We start from the raw sequence: 17,018 nt of genomic DNA on the forward strand, positions 1-17,018 counted from the left end.
GAGCAGGGGTTTGACGAGCATGCCGACCGTAATTTCGGAAAGGGCATGTTCGCGCGCCGCGCATCGTGCCATGCTGACTTCCTGCCGTTTCCGGGCCGTCGAATCATGGATCGCCGGCCGGACGCTGTCGGGGGAGATCATGGCAACGGGTGGATTTCAGCAGCAGTCACAGGAACAACTCTGGTTCGGAATAGGTGTGGTAGGCCCCAGCCGGGTCGGAAAGACCTCCTTGATCGTGTCGTTGATCGAGGACGCGCCGCGCATCCTGGCCGGCCGGACGGCGGTGCTGCGCGTCCATGACCAGCACACGGCCGGTGCCGTCGACCGCAGGCTCAACGAGCTGCGCGGGGCGGTCCGGGCCGGGTCGTTCCGCAGGCAGGCGCTGCGCAGCACCGAGCGGATGACGTACTACAAACTGGCTCTGGAAACCGGGATTGCCGGCATCGCGGTGTATCTGAACGTGCTGGACTTTCCCGGTGGATGGCTGAGTCCGGAGCAGAACGCACCGCGCCCCGAGGAAAAGTGGCAGGAGTGCCGGGAGTTCATCGGACGAAGCACGGTTCTGCTGGTTCCGGTGGATTCCACCGTCGTGATGTCGGCTACCGAGCCGGAACATGAACGGATGGTTCCGGAACTGCTGAAAATCGCCCAGGTGGAACAAGTGGCCGAATCTTGGGCGACGGTGCGCGGAGCGGAACCGGAAAACCGCGCTCTTCTTCTGCTGGTGCCCATGAAGTGCGAGAGCTATTTCAACGACAACGGCGGTTCGAGGGACGAATCCGGGCACCTGTTCAAGAAGGTGGAGAAGATCTACGGCCGTGCCCTGGACGTCGTCAGGGCGAACGCGCCGCACGCCCAGATCCTCTACTGCCCGCTCGACACCCTCGGTTGTGTCGAGTTGACGGGCGCGGAGTCCTGGGTGCCGGACGGAGAGGGGTTCCAGCTCAGCGCCGAGTTCGCGGTGCGTCCCCCGGGCGAGATCTCGGTGAAGGGCGCCGAGGACATCCTGATCGCCGTCTGTCAGCACCTCGCCGCGGCCCGGCACGCCGGACAGCAGGAGAAGACCCGGCAGTGGGAGCGGCTCCACGCGGAGATCGAGGAGGAGCGGCGCCGCCCGCTCACGCTGCGCCAGCGGTGGCGCAGCGTGATCAGCGGCGAGCGGTCGGAGATCCGGGGGAGAGCGCAGTTCGCCGCCGCTCAGGCCGGGCGCGCCGCCCGCCAGGAGGAACACTTCGAACAGCTGCTCGCCGACCTGGCGTTGCGCCCCATGGGCCCCCGGATTCGCGAGCTGTGAACCCGCCCCCACCGATCATCATCCGCCGGGCGTGAGAGGAAACGACGGTGCGCGCACATGTACTGACACGGGGGTGGCGGCGGCAGGACGACTACACCTACTTCCCCCGGCTTCCGGAAGACCGCTGGTGGGAGGGGTACGGCGAGTACGCCGACTTCGACTATCCGCTGCTGTTCGTGGAGGCCGACGGGGTGTCCTGGCGCGCGTACCTCGGCGGTATGGCCACCTCGCGCGAGGACGTCACCGGTACCCCGATCCGGCTCTCCCTTGCCCTGGACGGCGACTGCGGCCCGGGGCGGGAGACGGACTGGGTGACCAGGCTCGTCGCGGAGCACGTCCAGGGTCAGGGCCGGAGCGGTGAGACCGCCGCGCCCGCCGAGAAGGGCGTCCTGGGCGCGCTCGATCAGGCCTTCGACCAGTCCGCGGTGGCCGCACTGTTCGCCGGAACGGCCGGTCCGGGGACGGAGGTCGAAGACCTCGTCGACACCGCCGTCGGCCGCCATGCGGACACCGCCGAGAGCCCGCCGCGTCCCGCCCGCTCGCGCACGCCGTCACCGTCCGCGCCCACCGGCTCGTGGGTGGCGGGGCTCGGCGCGGCGGAGGCGCGGGACGCGTTCGTCGCCCACACGGATGCCCTGCTGGCCGGGACGGTCACCGGACGTGCGCTGGTCCTCAACAGCCTGGACGATCCGGAGGCGTTGCCGAAACCCGCCCCTGACGAACACCTCGTGGTGCTCGCCGACGCTTCCGAGGAGAGGTTCGGCAGTACGCCGGTGGCCATCCGGGGAAAAGCCTCAGGGCGGTCACCGGCCGCCCGGGTGGACAGTCGGCTGGTGTGGGCAGCCCTGGGGGTGGGGGCGGTGGTCGTCCTGCTCCGGTGCGGCCGGCGCCGGCGCGAGCGCGGACCCACGCTCCGCGACAGGTGAACCAGCGGTCGACACCGTCCGCGGGACGGCGCACGGATGTCCCCGGGCCGACGTCCGCCGGGCGGCGAACCGACGTTCCGCGGCCGACGTCCGCGTCCTCACTGGTCATGTTCTCGCCCGTCTGCTCCACGGCAACGGACGCCGACGCAGACGCCCGGCCTCCCGACGCCTTCCGCCACCTCGACCTGCACGTGACCTGGAGCGCCCCGGACGCCGACGGCACCCGCGAGGCGCTGCTCACCCGGCACGGCCGGGCGGCCGGAAGCCTGTGGGTCGAACCGGCGAGGCACCGGCTCACCGGACGCCTGTGGCGCGGTGTGCTGCGGGCCACGAGTGGCGGGCTTCTGGGACGTGGACCGGGCCTGGACCGGACCCCGCGGCTCGCCCTGCTGAACCTGGACGCCGTCCCGGCTCCGTCGTCCGACGACCGGTCGGTGCCGGTCGGTGAATGGAACCTCATGCTGACGCCTGTCTGGCGTACGGCAGCGGGCACCACCATGGCGGTCGCGCAACTGCCGGTGCCCTGTCCCGAATGCGATCAACCGCACAGCGGCGGGCTCTGCGTACTGCTGCCGCTGTCAGGAAGCCAGGAACCGTGACCACATCCCCGCGCCGGGTGCGCTTCCCGGGAATCTCCTCCGAAGCCTACGAACACCCCTTCGCCCAGGCGGCGTTGTCCACGGTGCGCAAGGCCAAGGGCTTCGACCTCGTGCTCAGGAAGGTGATGGGCGCCCCGGGCGAGGCCGCGATGCGGATGCACCACCTCGCGTGCGCGGTGAAGGTCGGCGACACCCAGTTCCGCCGGCTGAACCAGGTGATGGGCGAGGCCGCGCACATCCTGGACGTCGTCGAACCGCCGAGCCTCTACGTCAACCGGAGCATCGGCTTCAACGCCGTGACCATCGGCTTCGACAAGCCGTTCATCGTGCTCGGCTCCGATCTGATCGACTCGATGAACGACGACGAGATCCGCTTCGTCGTCGGGCACGAGCTGGGCCATGCGATCTCCGGGCACGCCCTCTACGAGAGCGTGGCCTGGTTCCTGGCCGCGATCGGCGCGGGGGGCCTGCACGGTGTGCCCGGCGGACCCCTGGTGCTGAAGGGGATCGAGCTGGGTCTGCAGGACTGGGGACGCAAGTCCGAGCTGTCCGGGGACCGGGCCGGCCTGCTGGTGGGACAGGACCTGGAGGTCGCCATCCGTACGCTGATGAAGCTCGCGGGCGGCCGGCAGACCGAGGAGATGAACCCCAGCGCCTTCCTGGAACAGGCCGCCGAGTTCCAGGACGCCACAGGGCTGCGCAACCGCATCGTCAAGTGGATGATGCCCTCCTCCGATCACCCCTTGCTGGTGGTCCGGGCCGCCGAACTCGACCGCTGGGTGCGCGACGGCGCCTACGGCCGGATCGTCCACGAGGGCGACTACCCGCTGCGTGGTGAGTCGGCGTCCGTGAAGGCCCATCTCGCCGAGGGCATCGGCGGGGTCGGGCGCGGACGGGCGTCCCGCGACTCGGCCGAGGGAACCGCCGGCACTCTGCTGGGGCGCCTGGGCGGTGCCGCGGGTGGCAGCACCCGCGGCTTCTTCGGGCGCCCGCCGCAGTGACGAGGAACAGAGCGACAGCCGACGTCCGTCACCGCAGGGGGAGGCCACGGTGTACGAACAAGAGATCAGCAGGAGCAGCCCGGGCTGCTTCCTGTTCCTTCTCGACCAGTCCTATTCGATGGGCGCCCCGATATCCGGCAGCCCCGCGCCGAAGGCCGCGGCCCTGGCCGCGATGATCAACGAACTGCTCTACGCCGTCGTACTGGAGTGCACCAAGGACTTCCAGGAACTGCCGCGGCACTACTTCGACGTCGGGGTGATCGGCTACTCCGGCAACGGAGTTCGGCCCCTGCTGCCCGGCACCTCGCGCCGCCGCGCCCTCGTCCCCGTCCACGCCTACGCCGGCACCGGACGTCCCGTCGAGCACTCCCGGACGATGCGCCGCGCTGACGGCAGTGTGGAGCACGAGCAGACCACGGTCCCGGAGTGGATCCAGCCCCTCAACCTCGGCTGGACTCCGATGTGCGAGGCGCTGGGCATGGCGTACAAGGTGCTGCGCGGCTGGGTGAAGGAGCACCGCTCCTCCTTCCCGCCGATCGTCCTCAACATCACGGACGGCCAGGCCACGGACGGGGACCCGCGCGGTCCGGCGCGGCGCGTCACCCGGCTGGAGACCGGAGACGGCCGCACCCTTCTGTTCAATCTGCACCTGTCGGAGGCGCAGGGAACGCCCATGTCCTTCCCGGTGCTCGCGCCGACGGGCGTGCCTCAGGCGGAACTTCTCTTCGAGATGTCGAGCGCCCTGCCCGGCACGCTCGTCCAGGCATCGGGGTACGAGGGCCGGATCGCGCCCGGAGCGCGGGGGTTCGTGTTCAACGGCGGTGCGACCGCGCTGATGGACTTCCTGCGCATCGGGACCAGCACCACCTCTCTGATCGGCGAGCATTGAGTGAGATCGGCCCGTCTCCGGGGCGTGCCGTGCTGCGCTGCGAGGCCCTCGTCGTGCCCAAGGGGAGCGCCGCGGAGTGCGAGGACGCCCACGCGTGGAACGCGCACCGGGCCGTGGTCTGCGACGGAGCGTCCCGAGCCTTCGCCTCGGGGCGCTGGGCGGCGCTGCTGGCCCGCGCCTTCCTCGTCACCGCGTTCGACGCGCCGCAAGGGAGCGGGCTGCAGGGGAGCGCGCCGCAGGAGAGCGGGCCACAGCGGTGCGCGCCGCAGCTGCTCGACGGCTGGCTGCGGGAATCGCGCGGGCTGTGGGCGGAACAGACCGCGCAGGCCGCCGAGGTCCCCGTCTATATCCGCGGGGCCCTGGCGCGCGGCTCGGCGGCGACCTTCGTCGGCGTGGACACCCGGGACGTGAGCTCGCCCCATGCGGGAGCCGGACCTCTGCTGGAGTACCGGGCGTTCGCCGTGGGGGACTCGTGTCTGTTCCACCTGCGTGACGGGCGCCCGACCGAACTGTTCCCGCTGGACCGGCCCGACCAGTTCGACACCCATCCGGATCTCGTGCCGACCCGGGCCGAGGCGCTGGAGTCCCTGGCCCCGGTGCTGCGGTGCACCGAGGGCGCCTGCGGACCGGACGACGTGCTGCTGCTGATGACCGACGCGCTCGCCCAGTGGGCGCTGGAGGCCGCCGCCGAACACGGCACCACGGTCTGGACGTTCCTCGAACACGCGCCGCGGGACGAATTCGGCGTCAGGGTGCAGGAGTTGCGCAGCTCACGGGCGATGAAGGAGGACGACGTCTCCCTCGTCCGGTGCCGTGCGGTCGCCACCGCCCGGGCCGTCGCCGGTGCCCCGGCCACGGTGTCATGACGTGGCGTACGTCGGGTGCGGAGGGCCGCCCGCCGCGCACGCACGTAGCACGTCCTCCAGCGGCGGCACCGCTTGCGGCGGACCGGCGCAGAACCCGGCGAGCCGCTCGGCCAGCCCCCGCACCGCCGTGTCGGGCGAACGCGCCAGGCTCTTCCAGATCTTCGTGCGCCCGGGTGCGAGCAGGTCGTCGCGGCTGAACAGCAGATGCTCCCCGTCCGGCCGGGCCTCCCACAACGAGGGATCCGCGGCGACGGCCCGCAGCGACAGCAGGATGACGAGGGCCGGAAAGGCGTCGGCGCCGGGACCCCAGTGACTGATGTCCCGGTGCGGGTGCTGGTAGTTGCGGTGCCCGAACTCGCCGGGGGTGAGCTGCGCGGCGAACGGCACCCAGACGGCGTCCAGGTCGACCAGGACCAGGCGCAGATCGTCGCCGACGATGATGTTGCCGTGCTGCAGATCGCCGTGACAGATCCGGGACGAGGCCAACTGGCCCATGACCACCCGCCAGTTGCCGATGAGATGGTGCAGTGCCGTGCGATCGCCGCACAGGTCCGACACCGCCTCGTCCAGCAACTTGCCCTCGATCCAGGGCATCAGGACCAGCGGCCACCACCGCCCCGACAGCCTGATCCCCTGCTCGATCCACTCGGCCTCGACCAGGGGGGTGCCGTGATCGACGGGCTGGGCGTGCCGATGGGCGGTCAGCGCGCGGTACCGCTCGCCGCCCGAGGCCGGTTCACGGGACATGCACCGGATGGCCACGCGCTCGTCCTGTCGGGTCCGGGCCGCGAAGACGATGGCGTTGCGCCCGGTCGACGCGAGCGGCATTCCGGTGGCCCCGAACAGGATCTCGCAGCCGGACAGCCGCGGGTCGCTGAAAACCTCGGTGGGCCTGCGCACCGCCGACGCGTACTGGGGCTTGGCCGGCCACGGGGCGGGGGACGTCATTCCTGGCCCCGGTGGACGACCCGACCCGGGAACTCCTGGTCGTCGACGCGCAGCCAGAGACGCAGACAGGCGAGCGTGTCGCCCGGGCGTCCGCCGACGCCGAGCCGTATGTCGTCGGTGGCCCGGGTGTGGTGGCGGGCCTGGCGGTAGGGCCGGGCCGGTAACACGACCTCCACGTTCCGGCCCGCCGCGAGCAGTTGACGGCACAGATCGAGCGCCGCCGCGTGCGATTCCTCGGCCAACCGGTTCCACCAGCTGCCCGGTGCGCCCGGTGGCAGATGGGTGACCGAGCAGAGCGCCTCGTCCACGGCGACCGACGCCCGCAGGCGCTCGGTGCTGCCTCGTGGGCTGCGCTCCAGCGACTCCAGGCGCTTGGTCAACTCGGTCCGGTAGGCCAGCGACACCTGAGGGTCCGTCAACCGTGTGGAACCGCCGGTCCATACACGGTCGAGGAGAAGGCACAGGGCCTCGTCGTACTCGTGCAGCGCGAGGACGAGGCCGGCCAGGTCGGACGGCTCGGTCACCTTGTCGCGTACGGTACGCAGCCCGGGCCGCCCGTCTCCGGACGGGGGCAGCAGCACCTCGTCGGCCCATCCGCGCCGGGTCTCCCACGCCCCCTGCGCCGCCGGGTCGGCTTCCGCGGCGCGGGCGCGCCAGACGCCGACGTGCCGGTCGGGCAGCCTGAGCAACGTGAGGTGGTACCAGCGCCGGACCCCATCCGTGCCGCCCGGCCCGTCCGACGCGGGCGGCACCGCACCGGCCGCGAAGTCGCCGACCTCAGGAGAGCCGGCCAGCTCGGCGGCCAGCGTCAGGATCGCAGGGGCCGAGGTCCGCGGGGGAGCGGCAGGGCGGGGCGGAACGCGCGGGGCGGTCGGGTCGTTCGGGTGGCCGCCGGTCTGTGGGGACCCGGCGTGTTGGGACCCGGTCTGCGGGGTCCCGGTGTGAAGGGCTCCGGTGTGCGGGGTCCCGGTCTGTGGGGACCTGGTCTGTGGTGACTCGGCTTGTGGTGATCCGGCCGGTGGGCAGTCGGCTGGAGGGGAGCCGGTTTGTGGGATGCCTGCCTGTGGCGCCCCGTAGGGCGGGACCTCCGCGCGCCGGGACTCGTATGGCGGGTTCTCTGCCTGTGGGGATCCGTATCGCGGTGTCCCGGCGTGTGATGTGCCGGCAGGGGGCTCGGCATGTGGGATTCCCGTCTGCGGGAGCCCGTATGACGGGGCCTCAGCGTGCGGTCCCCCGCCCTCCGGTCCCGCGACCCCCGGCCTTCCGCCCTGCGGTCCCGCGACTCCCGGTCCCGCGACCCTCGGTTCCGCGACCCCCGGCCCTTCGACCCCCGGCCCCGCGACCCTCGGTTCCCCGACGCCCGGCCCCGCGCCCCAAGGCGCTCCGACTCCAGGCCTCCCACCCCCCGGCGTCCCATACCGAGCACCCCCGACCCCCAACACCCCACCCTGCGGGAACCCCGCATGCACGGACGCGGTGTGTCCGGTCTCCGCGAGCAGGCGGTCCAGTGCGTCCAGGAGTGTCGTGCAGGCGTCCGCACCCCGGTCCGTCGGCGCGGCGGCGAGTGCGGCGCGCAGGGTGCCGCGCAGGCCGTCGAGTCCTGCGGTCGCGACGGAGGCGAGCAAGGAGCCCTCGGTGCACAGCAGGTCCTCCCACGGGACCCGTTCCTCGGACTCCGGTCGCGGTCGCGCTGTCACTGCAGGCCTCCGAAGGGATCGTCCTGATCGGCCCGGCCCTTGTCCGGGACGGTCATCAGATACCGCAGCACCCGCCCGGGTTCGTTCTCCACGTGCTCCTGGTCCCGCGCCTTCCAGAACGGCACGCCGCCCAGGTGCACCCGGAGGGCTCCGTGTTCGTCCAGCGAGGCGACGAACAGCGCGCGGGACTTGGCCTCGGTCTCGGGCCGGGGCAGCCGCCCGAGGGTCATCGTGCGTACGGTGTCCCTCTCCTGGATCGTGACCCCGAACTCCCACTCCCCGGAGGCCGGGGACTCGGGCAGCGGCCCCACTCCCAGCAGCCCCCGCCGGGCGGGCGCGGCCGGCGCGTCGGAGTCGTGGAACACCTCCGTGAACGCGCTGTCGGCGGCGAAGACCGGCTGCCCTCGGCCCGCCTGGGCGGAACCGGCGATCGTGTAGTTCACGCTGATCGTCATCGGCACCGTCTCCGACCGGTCCCCGCGTTTCAACAGCCCGGCCTTGGCCAGCCTCTTCCACACGTCGATCGACGGCACCCGGGGGTCGACCGTGTAGTGCGGGGCACCCTGGGAGAAGTACGCGTACACATCCAGGTCGACGGTGATCTCGTACCGCGCCATGATCTTGTCCGGCCAGATCCGCACCGGGAACCCACCGGCCGGGTCACCGGCCCTCGACCGGTCGGGTTCGGGGCACTTGAACTGCCCCCAGGTGATGTCGTCCGCGCCCTGGCGCACCCGGACGACCCGGATGACGTCCTGGATGGGCTGGGCCTTCGCGCTGCGCACCGCCAGCACCGGAGGCTCACCCACGCTGTGGACACGGTGGTGCAGCATCGTGTTGGCCCCGAACAGGGTGCGGTCCCCGACCCCTTCCAGCAGGGACAGCTCGAAGCGGCACGGGAGCGAGAAGTGCAGGTTGTCGACGTCGATCTGGACGATGGTGCGTCCGTCCTCCAGGGCGTCCACGGCCCCCTGGGAGGTGAACGAGGTCTGCCGCACCTGCTCGGCCCAGGCGGCACCGATCGAGGTCGCCGTCTTGGCGTACTCCCGCTCCACCTCGATGTTCGCCGGATCCCAGTCCAGCTCGCGGCCCTTCCCGAGGCGCCGTATCAGCACTTCGCGCACCACCGGCATGGCACTGGACTTGCCGGTCAGGATCACGCGGTCGAGCGGCTCGTCCTTGAGCAGTCGCTCGCCGAGCAGGCCGTCGGCGAGGGCGGCGACGCCTTCCAGATGCCCCTCGACGAGGCGCCGGAACCCGGCGGCGTCCAGTTCGAACTCGACGCCGGTGCGCGGGTCGCCGCCCCGGCCGAGACTGTCCAGCAGACCCGAGAGCTCCTGTTCGCCGAAGCGGTACGGCGACGGATCGCTCGCCGAGGCGGAAGCGGAGCCGCCCAGGTGGATCTTCGCCTGTTCCGCCAGGTTCCACAGCTGCTCGAAGGCCCAGCGCATCCGGGCGAGTTCGCTGGTGGGCGCCGTCCGCCAGCAGGTCGGCACCACGGCTTCGGCGAGCCTGCGGGCCTGGGCACGCCGTTCGGCCTGTGCCGAATGGGTGTCCCGGGCCAGGCTCCCCGGCAGATAGTGACCGGTCTTGTCGAGATAGACGGACTTGGCCTCCTGGAGGTCCGAGCGGAACCGCTCCGGGTGCGCGGCGATCAGCCGGTCCGCCAGCTCCGACTTGAGCCAGTGGAACACCGAGAGGGTCAGCAACTCGCCGCCGAGCCGGGTGTGGCCGCTCGACCCCTGCACGGTCGGCGTCAGCGTGTAGTGCCGGCCGAGCCGGTCCGCGTCGGGGTGCCTCAGCACCTCGACGGGCGTCGTGTCCCGCAGGGTGAGCGTCAGCAGGGCTATGTCCAGGGTCCCGCCGCCGATGTCTATGGCGAGAATGTTCTGTGTCCAGGCGCTCCCCGACCCCAGCCGGCGGGAGCGGGCCCGGAACGCCTCCACACCGAGGCCCGGATCACCGCCGAAGTTCTTCATCACGAAGAACATGACGGCGGCCACGGCCTCGTCGAAGTGCATCGACACCCGGCTGACCCCGAGCCCCTCCGACACCAGCGACTTCAGGGCGCGCCGCACGTCCGGGGTCGCGACCGTCGGATAGGTCACGACCAGGTCGTTGAGCCGGCCCGAGCCGAGGAGGCCGGGATCCTGCCGGGATATGTAGCGGTCGGCGCGGTCGACCAGGTATCCCAGGGCGGACTGGATGAGCATGTCCGAGGTGGGCGGCGGACGCCCGGGAACGTCGTCCCGGACGCGTTCCCTGCCGAGCTCAAGCTTGAGCCCGCGCAGGGAGGCCAGGGGCTTCTGTGCGACGCCGCCCGCCGGCGTCATCGCAGCGGCGGGCAGCCGCTCGGGCTCCCCGAGGCGCACGGTGAGCGGGTCGACGGACAGCACCTCCAGCCGGCTGGACACCTCCGCCGTACCGTCGCCGAGCTCCACCGGGAACAGCCGCATCTGTTCCAGTGGCGGTACGTCGAACGCGGCGTCGTAACACCGGTGCAGGCGTGTCGCGAGCTCGGCGCGCAGCAGTTGGGAGCAGTCCGGGAGCCGCTGCTCCAGGAGCAGGCACAGCCGGAACAGCCCTCCGGTGCCGGCCTCCGCCCCGACGAGCTCGGCCGGGGACCGCGGGCCGGCCGTCCCGCCGTCGCTCATGCCCGCCTGGGCCAGGGCCAGCACGGACTCCCACTCGTCCCTGACGAGGTCCGGGTACGGCTCGCCCAGCACATGCTTCAGGACTCCCTCGCGCAGCCGCGCCACCCGGGCCGGGGAGAACGGCTCGCGCACCTTGTACTGACCGTCGTACAAGGTCACCGTGGAGTTGCAGGTGCCGTAGTCGATCGCCGCGTGCCCCAGGTACTCGTCGTCCCGGTCGGGGACGCGGCTTCGCGACCGCCCGGCTGCGGCGGCCGGCCCGGCGGCGGGGAGCGGAGCCTCGGGGACGGCCGTGGCAAGGGTCGGCGTCGGCTGCGCGGCCGGCGGCACGTCGGGTGGCGGCGCGGCGGGGGAGAGGAAGGCCACGGCGCAGTAGGCGCCGCTGCGGAAGGGGATGCCGCGTACCTCGCGGCCGGTCAGCGGATCGATGTGGAAGTACTCCACGTCGACCACCAGCCGCAGCGTCGTGTTCCCGTGTGCGTCCACGAAGCCCGGATGCGGGACCGGGGCCGGCCGTATGTCGTACATCCCCTCGATACGGCGGCCGCGTGGATCGGCGCCCTGCCAGGCGTCGGCCATGTGCGCCGCCCAGTCCCGCGTGGACGGCGGCAGCCCCTCGGCCCGGCAGGTGAAGTACTCCACCCACACGGGGCCGCTGCTCGCATCCGTCGGCACCAGCCGGACCGTGGGCAGCGTGTACCGGCCCTGCGCGTCGGGACGCAGCTCGACGGTGCCGGCTCGGTCCGTACCCAGAAGCAGGGTCTCCAGGGTCATGGCGTGGTTCCCCCGTCATAGGGCCCTTGGTCGAAGGGCTGTCCACCGAACGGTCCGCCCGGCTCCCAGGGGTTGGCCGCCGCATCCCAGTCGGCGGGCTTCCAGGAGTAGGCAGAGTTCTCGGCGCGCAGGCTCAGTTGCTCGGCGAGACCCGCGAGTCCGCGTTCGCTCTCCTTGCCCCCGGCGACAGCGGTGACCAGCGCACCGGTCAGCGCCGGCGCGCGCAGGTCGTCGATGAAGGCGTCGGCCTGGCTCCACAGATGGGCCGCCACCAGCCGCTGTCGACGGGCGAGCCCGGCCAGGGCCTGATGGAGAACCATCGCCGTCATCTCCCGCCGGTGCCGGGCGATGGTGGTCTGGTGTCCCGACGAGGCGTCCGCGGCGGAACCGACGAGGTTGTCCGGGTGCCAGGGCAGGATGTGCCCGGTACGCAGCGGGAAGCGCTGGCGCACCTGCTCGTCGTCCACCTGCGGCTCTGCCGGGTCCGTGTCGCGCAGCGCCTTCTCCGCCTCGTCGCGCAGCCACTGCAGGGACGCGGCGCGGGGCAGACGGGCGGCGAGCCGCTCACCCTCGGTCGAGGAGCGCAGCAGCTCGTAGGCGTCGGGCGTGACCACCGTCGCCAGTTCGCGGGCGGCGGCCACGACCCGCTGCTGATGCCCGAGCAGCCAGGTCTCCACCGCGGCCAGCAACCGTGCCGAACCGGCTGCCTCGATCTCGCGGCACGCGTCCCGGAACTCCGGGAAGAACTCGTCCGTCCGCACGGGCACCCGGTGGTCGCCCCGCAGCCGGCGCGCGTCCACCCGCTCCTCATGGACCGTGTCGAGCAGGCGGTTCCAGGACGGCCAGGTGTAGACCCGCTCGGCGGTGTCCCGTTCCAGCTCCGTGAAGAGACTCGGACCGGGAGCGCCCCTGGTCCGCCGTGAGGACAACCGGTGGGCGTCGAGGAGTTCGACGGCGGAGCGGTCGCGCACGTCCATCCATACGGCCGACAGCACGGTGAGGCGCTGGCTCACCGCCGTGTCGGAGCGGTGGTCCACCCGACTTCGGCCGCCCGACGCCTCCAGGGCCGTCTGCAGTTCACGCAGCGCCTCGACGACGTCCTCGCGGCGTTCGGCGAACTGGTCCAGGCGGAGTGCGGCACCGTGCCGGGTCACATGGTCGCGCAGCCGCCGGCGCAGCCGGGCCAGGCCCCCGTCGTCCGCGAAGTCCGTGAGCATCCGGTCCAGGCCGCCGCTCAGGGCGTCGGTGCTGAGCCGCCGCCCGATCTCGCCCCAGGTCTCCGCATGCTTGTCCGCTTTCGGCAGCTTGACGTCGAGATCGCACTTGTCGCGGAACTCCCTGCCCACCTGCTCGTGCCGGCCGCTGACGCTCAGCGCCCGCATGGCCGAGGTGAGCAGGACACGGTCCGCCGGCCCCATGGAAGTCGGGGTCGGGTGGGCCGGGGTGACCAGGCGCTCGGCGCTCGCGAGCAGGTCCTTCAGGACCGGGATGCCGCGCAGGAGCTGCTCCCTGGTGAGCGGTTGGGTGTCGGCTGCGTAGGACTTGAGTACCGGTTCGGCCACGCGCAGGTCGTGGAACCGGCTGATCAGCGCGATGATGGAGTCCTCCATGGAGTCCGCTCGCTGCGCCGCGCGCCACATCCGGAAGATGCGTTGCGGTGTGTCCTTGGCACCGCCTCCGGCGTTCAGCAGCATCAGCAGGCTGTGGACCGAGTGCAGTTCCGCACCGCACACGTACTGGTCCCGGACGGCGCTGAAGGCGCTGTCGAGCCCCGGAAAGTCGAGGAGGCGCAGCTCCGCTCCGGGAAACTCACCGAGGTCCCAGACGGACGGGGCCACCCGCACCTCGCGGACGACCCTGCGGATCAGGGGGAGCGTGGCGCGCAGAAGGCCCGTGGAGAGCGATGCTCCGAGGCCGGAGCGTGCGGGCGCGCCGGACCGGAAGTGGCCGCGGGGATCGGCGCCGCGCTCGGTGTCCGCTCCCGGCAGGACGACCGCGGCGCGCGCGAGTTCGTCGTCGAGTTCCGCGCGCTGCCCCAGCAGCGGGAGACCGGATTCGTGCATCCGCCGCAACGCCTGGTCCAGGGAGTCGAGTTCCTGGAGCACTCCCGCGAGCGACTGGGCCAGAGCACCGGTCAGATAGGTGTCCCGGAAGCGCAGCAGCTCACCGCAGTCGGGCTCCCGGATCGGCAACTGCCGTAACTGCTCCAGGACTTGAGCGGACAGGGCGCTCTGGGCCTGGTTCGCCAGCTCGTTCCTGAGGTGGCGCAGGTAGTCGAGCGTCTGCGCCTGGCTGAAGTACTCGACGCGGACGGCGGACTCGTGCGACTCGCCCGTCTCGGCGGAGGCCGCTTTGGCGTGGATCAGGGTGACGTTCCCGGTCACCGCCTCCTCGCCCACCGGGAGGAGTTCGGGCAGCCCCAACAGCAGCCCGAGGAGCATGGACTTGCCGGCACTCATTTCACCGACCAGGCCGATGCTGAACGGTGCCCGGGCGCTCTCCTCGGCCCTGCGCAGCGCTTCGAGCGCGCGGTGGTGCGCTTCGCGGACGGCGGGTTCGGATTCCGGTCCGCCGGGCTGATGCTGTGTCAGCAACGCCGTCAAATCCGACGCGTCCGCTGCGCAGCGCGCCAATTCCCCCAAAGACACGGCTCACCTCCCGGCCCGCACCGGCCGTCGACACGGCCGGTGTACGTTCCGCCCCCGAGCGGATGCGGCACCACCGTAGGGGTGCGGAATACCCGAAGAAAGGCAAATAGAAAAAGAATCTTGATAGTGGAGTACTAAATAATTAGTCATGATTTATTGGGCATTGGAGGTGGACGGGACCCACCCGCTGTGCACGATGGCTGCATGGGATCGCCCGACGTCCCCGGTCAGGGGGAACCGCCGGACCCGGAGCCGCCCTACCGGCCCTGGCCCGGCGAACAGCTGCCGTACACACCATCCACCGACTCCGCCCACGACTTCTCGGAGCCCGTCCAGCCGCCCCGCCGCAGACATGCGTGGCTACGAGCCGCGGCGCTGCTGGTCGCCGTGGTGGGCATCTCCACGGGCGCCGTGCTGTTCACCCAGGGCGGCGACAACGGGTCCGCCGGCAGCAGTGGCGGGAGTGACATCGAGACGACGATCGACGAGCCGACCCCTCCGGACGACACCGGTCCGAGCGAGGACGAGCCCACGGACGACGACACGTACACCACCGAACCGGTCGAGACGCCCACGGACATCGAGCCTTCCGAGACCGAGACCGAGACCGAGACCGGGGAGACATACGTCGACGACCTCTCCGTCGGAGACTGCGTCGACGAGACGGACAGCAGCTCCTACGTGCTGATCGTTCCCTGTGACGGCCGGCACGATATGCAGACCCTGGCCGTCATGGAACTTGAGGACGGTTACGAGTACCCGGGCGACGACGTGGTCGATGAGGAAGCCGAGTCGCTGTGCTACGAGGCCTATTCGGACGTCGCGGAGAACTGGACGGTCGCGGAGGAGGAGGACCTCATGTGGGACAAGGTCGTACCCGACTCCGAAGGCTGGGAAGCGGGCGACCGTACGGTTGTGTGCTTCCTGGAGTCCCTCTACGAGGACCCGCTGGAGGAGGACTGGCTCGGCTACTCCTACTACTGACCACTCCGCCTACTGGCGGACCACTGACGGAACCGGACCGGAACCGCCGCCAATAGGACGCCGAGGACGATGCCCGTGTCTCCGGCGCCAGGAGGCCGCTGCCGTATGTCCAGCGCGCCCACAGCGGTGAGGACGCCGATCACCCGTCCGGTGCGGGCGGCGATGAGGGCCGAGCCCGACGAGCCCGACGGCGGTGCCGGGCCGATCATGGTGACCATGCCGGGTGCCTGGCTCTCCTGGGCGGTGAGTTCCGTCGCCGCCTGGGTCGTCGCCACGGCACTGCCCACCAGCCACCCCACCACGGTGATCCGCTCACCGGGCTCGGGCGGGGACCATTGCGGCCTCGCCGTCCACGGCCAGTCGGTGTTCGAACCGAACACCGCGATGTCGTGGCCGCCTTCCCGGTGCAGCGGGCGGAGCCCGACGGTGGCGCCATCCGGCAGAACGACCTGGTACTCGCCCCCGTCACGCAGCACATGGGCGGGGGCGATCCATAACCCCGCGGCGATCTGCAGGGCGTTCGCGGCCGGGCGGAAGGCGCTCCCCTCGGCACCGGTGTGCAGGGGGCGGACGGCGCGTGCGACGGCCCGGGCACGCGCGGGTGCGAGCACGTCGGAACGGATCACGTTGACGCCGGACAGCAGGGCCACCGCCGCGGCGGCCGGTGGCACCCAGGCGTCGAGCCCCAGCAGAGGGGCCAGTCCCGCGAACACCCCGGCGGAGACCAGGACGAGAGGCCCGGCACCGGCCCTGAGGTCGGCCGCCGCTTGCCGCACCGCGAACAGTCGCATGATCCCCCCCCCGGGCGACCTGCGTCCGTCGAGCTCGGACGGCGAGCCGCTCAGCACTCGATGATGTTGACCGCCAGCCCGCCCCGCGCCGTCTCCTTGTACTTCACGGACATGTCGGCGCCGGTGTCCTTCATGGTCTTGATGACCTTGTCCAGGGACACCTTGTGCGAACCGTCCCCGCGCATCGCCATCTTCGCCGCCGTGACCGCCTTCACCGCGGCCATGCCGTTGCGCTCGATGCAGGGGATCTGGACCAGGCCGCCGACGGGGTCGCAGGTGAGGCCGAGGTTGTGTTCCATGCCGATCTCGGCGGCGTTCTCGACCTGCTCCGGGGAGCCGCCGAGGACTTCGGCGAGGGCGCCGGCGGCCATGGAGCAGGCGGAGCCGACCTCGCCCTGGCAGCCGACCTCGGCGCCGGAGATGGAGGCGTTCTCCTTGAAGAGCATGCCGATGGCGCCGGCGGCGAGCAGGAAGCGGACCACGCCGTCCTCGTCGGCGCCGGGCACGAAGTTGATGTAGTAGTGCAGGACGGCGGGGATGATGCCCGCCGCGCCGTTGGTGGGGGCGGTGACGACGCGTCCGCCGGCGGCGTTCTCCTCGTTCACGGCCATCGCGTAGAGGGTGATCCACTCCATCGCGTGCGCCAGCGGGTCGCCCTCGGCGCGGAGTTGGCGGGCGGAGACCGCGGCGCGGCGGCGGACCTTGAGGCCGCCGGGCAGGATGCCCTCCCGCGCCATCCCTCGTGCCACGCATTCCCGCATGACCCGCCATATCTCCAGCAGGCCGGTGCGGATCTCCTCCTCGGTGCGCCAGGCCCGCTCGTTCTCCAGCATCAGCGAGGAGATGGACAGGCCGGTCTCCTTGGTCAGGCGCAGGAGCTCGTCTCCGGTGCGGAAGGGGTACTTCAGCACGGTGTCGTCGAGCTTGATGCGGTCCGCGCCGACCGC

13 protein-coding genes are annotated in these 17,018 nt (G+C 71.5%); 7 read left to right on the forward strand and 6 right to left on the reverse strand.

Annotation, left to right across the window (positions count from 1 at the left end):
- Positions 1-19 precede the first annotated feature (19 nt).
- The 6 genes from BLU79_RS45300 to BLU79_RS45320 all read left to right on the forward strand — a co-directional run bounded on the left by BLU79_RS45300 (position 20) and on the right by BLU79_RS45320 (position 5,575).
- Positions 20-1,294: a TRAFAC clade GTPase domain-containing protein gene (locus BLU79_RS45300; RefSeq protein WP_177001449.1), complete on the forward strand. Its 1,275-nt coding sequence runs from the start codon at positions 20-22 to the stop codon at positions 1,292-1,294.
- Between the two features lie 47 nt (positions 1,295-1,341).
- The gene (locus BLU79_RS45305; RefSeq protein ID WP_093911909.1) at positions 1,342-2,220 is read left to right on the forward strand and encodes a hypothetical protein; all 879 of its coding nucleotides are present in this window, start codon (positions 1,342-1,344) and stop codon (positions 2,218-2,220) included.
- Between the two features lie 107 nt (positions 2,221-2,327).
- Positions 2,328-2,819 (forward strand): hypothetical protein, encoded by a 492-nt coding sequence (locus BLU79_RS48535; protein WP_177001450.1) that lies wholly within the window; start codon positions 2,328-2,330, stop codon positions 2,817-2,819.
- A complete protein-coding gene (locus BLU79_RS45310; protein ID WP_177001451.1) occupies positions 2,816-3,820 on the forward strand; it encodes a M48 family metallopeptidase in 1,005 nt (334 codons plus the stop codon). Before BLU79_RS48535 ends, BLU79_RS45310 begins: the two co-directional genes overlap by 4 nt.
- Before the next feature lie 49 nt (positions 3,821-3,869).
- Entirely contained in the window at positions 3,870-4,709 is an 840-nt protein-coding gene (locus tag BLU79_RS45315; protein ID WP_093911911.1) for a vWA domain-containing protein, read from the forward strand.
- Positions 4,706-5,575: a hypothetical protein gene (locus BLU79_RS45320; protein ID WP_143052595.1), complete on the forward strand. Its 870-nt coding sequence runs from the start codon at positions 4,706-4,708 to the stop codon at positions 5,573-5,575. The genes BLU79_RS45315 and BLU79_RS45320 overlap by 4 nt, the downstream gene beginning before the upstream one ends.
- Here the strand turns inward: BLU79_RS45320 and BLU79_RS45325 are convergent.
- The 4 genes from BLU79_RS45325 to BLU79_RS45340 form a co-directional block, all read right to left on the reverse strand.
- The gene (locus BLU79_RS45325) at positions 5,570-6,523 is read right to left on the reverse strand and encodes a protein kinase family protein (protein WP_093911913.1); all 954 of its coding nucleotides are present in this window, start codon (positions 6,521-6,523) and stop codon (positions 5,570-5,572) included. The two genes, BLU79_RS45320 and BLU79_RS45325, sit on opposite strands and share 6 nt — an antisense overlap.
- On the reverse strand, positions 6,520-7,212 hold the full coding sequence (locus BLU79_RS45330; RefSeq protein ID WP_143052596.1) for a hypothetical protein: 693 nt from the start codon (positions 7,210-7,212) through the stop codon (positions 6,520-6,522). The genes BLU79_RS45325 and BLU79_RS45330 overlap by 4 nt, the downstream gene beginning before the upstream one ends.
- 1,004 nt (positions 7,213-8,216) lie before the next feature.
- Complete coding sequence (locus tag BLU79_RS45335; RefSeq protein ID WP_093911915.1) at positions 8,217-11,648, reverse strand: acetate and sugar kinases/Hsc70/actin family protein; 3,432 nt, start codon at positions 11,646-11,648, stop codon at positions 8,217-8,219.
- Positions 11,645-14,242, reverse strand: a complete 2,598-nt coding sequence (locus BLU79_RS45340; protein ID WP_143052597.1) for a dynamin family protein — start codon at positions 14,240-14,242, stop codon at positions 11,645-11,647. The genes BLU79_RS45335 and BLU79_RS45340 overlap by 4 nt, the downstream gene beginning before the upstream one ends.
- Positions 14,243-14,500: 258 nt before the next feature.
- On the opposite strand from BLU79_RS45340, the gene BLU79_RS45345 reads away from it, so the two are divergent.
- On the forward strand, positions 14,501-15,280 hold the full coding sequence (locus BLU79_RS45345; protein WP_093911917.1) for a septum formation family protein: 780 nt from the start codon (positions 14,501-14,503) through the stop codon (positions 15,278-15,280).
- On the opposite strand, the gene BLU79_RS45350 is transcribed toward BLU79_RS45345, so the two are convergent.
- Together BLU79_RS45350 and BLU79_RS45355 are read right to left on the reverse strand one after the other, a co-directional pair.
- Positions 15,274-16,071, reverse strand: coding sequence for a S1 family peptidase (locus BLU79_RS45350; RefSeq protein ID WP_093911918.1), 798 nt, complete (start codon positions 16,069-16,071; stop codon positions 15,274-15,276). The genes BLU79_RS45345 and BLU79_RS45350 overlap by 7 nt on opposite strands.
- Positions 16,072-16,121: 50 nt before the next feature.
- Positions 16,122-17,018 (reverse strand): L-serine ammonia-lyase (locus tag BLU79_RS45355; protein ID WP_093911919.1); only part of this gene is annotated, 897 nt, incomplete at its 5' end.

The sequence above is a fragment of the Streptomyces sp. cf386 genome (assembly GCF_900103585.1).
Classification (GTDB): Bacteria; Actinomycetota; Actinomycetes; order Streptomycetales; family Streptomycetaceae; genus Streptomyces.

Excerpts from the sequence above, each read along its gene's own strand:
- BLU79_RS45350 (WP_093911918.1), bottom strand. The coding sequence starts at position 16,071 with ATGCGACTGTTCGCGGTGCGGCAAGCGGCGGCCGACCTCAGGGCCGGT.
- BLU79_RS45300 (WP_177001449.1), top strand. The coding sequence starts at position 20 with ATGCCGACCGTAATTTCGGAAAGGGCATGTTCGCGCGCCGCGCATCGT.
- BLU79_RS45345 (WP_093911917.1), top strand. The coding sequence starts at position 14,501 with ATGGGATCGCCCGACGTCCCCGGTCAGGGGGAACCGCCGGACCCGGAG.
- BLU79_RS48535 (WP_177001450.1), top strand. The coding sequence starts at position 2,328 with ATGTTCTCGCCCGTCTGCTCCACGGCAACGGACGCCGACGCAGACGCC.
- BLU79_RS45335 (WP_093911915.1), bottom strand. The coding sequence starts at position 11,648 with ATGACCCTGGAGACCCTGCTTCTGGGTACGGACCGAGCCGGCACCGTC.
- BLU79_RS45325 (WP_093911913.1), bottom strand. The coding sequence starts at position 6,523 with ATGACGTCCCCCGCCCCGTGGCCGGCCAAGCCCCAGTACGCGTCGGCG.